Consider the following 2,038-nt stretch of genomic DNA (forward strand, 5'->3'; position numbering starts at 1 on the left):
ACGGCGAGGGCAACCAGATTCGCCTGGGCCGGCGCCACGGACAGCAGTAGGCTGAGTCAACCAGTCCGCTCGAGCCGGCTCCCGCAAAGGAGCCGGCTCGGGCCTTTCGTTTCGGGAGTCGCATGCGCAAGGCTCGCCAGATCGCCATTGCCGCACTGCTCGCCTCGGGGCTCAGGGCGATCTTCGCGTCTGCGGGCGAAGCAGAGCTTGCCGGCCCGCGCCGCTGGGAGCTCGGCCTGGGCGCCCACGGCGGCTGGGCCCATTTGGAAGAGGCCGCCCCGGACGGCTTCGCGCTCAGCGAAGGCCCGGGCTACGGCGTCCTCCTCGGCGCCGGCTATCGCCTCCCGCCGCGGGGGACGCTCACGCTCACCGTCTTCGGCGGGCGCCACGATGCCGACCAAGTTCCCGCGAGGGCAGAATGGAGCGCCGCCCTGCTCGGCCTGCGCTACGAGCTGGCCCGCGCCGGTAGCCTCGCGCCCTACCTGCACGGCGGCCTGGGCGGCGTGCACACGCGGATCCGCTCGGAGGGAAGACCCGGCGGCGGGGGCGGGCGCGCCGCTCGCGAGCAGCTCGAACTCGACGGTCTCGCCGGACTCCTCTCCGTCGGTCTAAGGCTAGCGCTCAGCCCGCGCGTCCAGCTCGACCTTGAGTGCGACCACCTCATCGTCAGCTACAACGATGAATCCGTCGTCCTCGAGAGCGGCTACACGGGCACGCGCATCGACAAGGCGGGCAGCTTCACGCGCCTCGCTCTCGTGGCGCGCCTGTCGCTGTAACGGCGCGGCTTCACCGCTGCCCAGACTTCTTTCTCGCCGACCTTGGCTTCAACTTCGGCTCGGGCTTGGCCTTGGTCTCGGCCCGGGACCGGCCCTTGGCCTTGCCCACCGCCGCTGACCTCTTCCTGGCTGCCCGCGAGCCCGAGGGCGGTTTCGCCTCGTCATCGAGGCAGCCCAGTTCCAGTCCGAAGAGCGCGGAGAGCCCCTCGAGCGGCAATACCCGATCGCTGCTCGGCCCGACGGCCCCCAGCGACTTTCCTGCGCCGGCCCTGCTGATGAGATCCTGCGCGTCGACGCGGCGCAGCGCGAAGAGCAGCGCCGGCTCTTCGTCCAGGCGGGCGCCGACGCCGTAGAAGACAGCCGCAACGTGCTTGCACATCGAGGCCCAGTCCGGGCAACTGCAGGAGAAGCGGATCTCGGCCGGCGCGGGGAAGAGGCCGGTCTGCGGCTGGCAGATGCGCGCCATGACTGCCTCTGACAGTCGTCCTTGCAGCAGCTCGACGAGCGAGTCGATGCTGCCCGCGCAGTCCTTGCAAATCGCCGCCCAGCGCGGCTTCGTCACCGGCGCAATCGCCACTTTCACTCGGTAGAGCCGCGTGCCGCTGACCGTGGCTTCGATCGCTCCGGGCGCGATCCTTAGCTCGATCACGGCGCCCTGGCGCCAGTAGGTCCGCCCGCGGGGAAGCCGGTTGGCATAGTCGCTGTAGTGTTCCAGGTTCGTGCACCAGGCCCGGCCCCAGAAGGTCCTGGCGATGCCACGGCCCGCCAAGGCAGGGGGCGGGGGCAGGGACGCGTTCGGCGCCAGCATTCGCAGCGCAAGCTCGATCCGGCGCCGCCGCTCGGCTGCGGTGAGCGCGGGCTTGCGACGATACCGACCGAAGGGGCTCACGCATTACTCCTTCAACGCGGTCTTCAGATCGAGCGCGACGAGCCTCAGCAGTTCCTCATCGGCCAGTTCGGTCAGATTCAGCTCGCCGCCCCCTTCGAGCAGATCCCGCGTGAGTCGGGCCTTGGACTCGATCAGCGCGTCGATGCGCTCCTCGAGCGTACCGCGGCAGATGAACTTGTGAACGAGCACATTGCGCGTCTGGCCGATCCGGAAAGCGCGATCGGTGGCCTGGTTCTCGACGGCCGGATTCCACCAGCGATCGAAGTGCAGCACGTGCGAGGCGGCTGTGAGATTGAGGCCCAGACCGCCAGCCTTGAGGGACAGCACGAAGAAGGGCACGGCCTCGTCCTCCTGGAATCGCCGCACCAGGCGG

The 2,038-nt window shown here is 69.7% G+C and carries 3 protein-coding genes; 1 reads left to right on the forward strand and 2 read right to left on the reverse strand.

The features are described 5' to 3' along the window. The first annotated feature begins 122 nt into the window (after nt 1–122). The gene (locus FJ251_15780) at nt 123–776 is read left to right on the forward strand and encodes a hypothetical protein (GenBank protein ID MBM4119161.1); all 654 of its coding nucleotides are present in this window, start codon (nt 123–125) and stop codon (nt 774–776) included. 10 nt (nt 777–786) lie between these two features. Here the strand turns inward: FJ251_15780 and FJ251_15785 are convergent, their stop codons facing one another. Both FJ251_15785 and FJ251_15790 read right to left on the reverse strand, forming a co-directional pair. Next, nucleotides 787–1,665 (reverse strand): hypothetical protein, encoded by an 879-nt coding sequence (locus FJ251_15785; protein MBM4119162.1) that lies wholly within the window; start codon nt 1,663–1,665, stop codon nt 787–789. Between the two features lie 3 nt (nt 1,666–1,668). Next, on the reverse strand, nt 1,669–2,038 hold a 370-nt coding region (locus tag FJ251_15790), incomplete at its 5' end, for an SWF/SNF helicase family protein (protein ID MBM4119163.1).

This window comes from bacterium (genome assembly GCA_016873475.1).
In the GTDB taxonomy this organism is placed as follows: domain Bacteria; phylum Krumholzibacteriota; class Krumholzibacteriia; order JACNKJ01; family JACNKJ01; genus VGXI01.

What these genes read in the sequence shown, in the direction of transcription:
- FJ251_15780 (MBM4119161.1), top strand. Translation starts at nt 123, where the DNA reads ATGCGCAAGGCTCGCCAGATCGCCATTGCCGCACTGCTCGCCTCGGGG.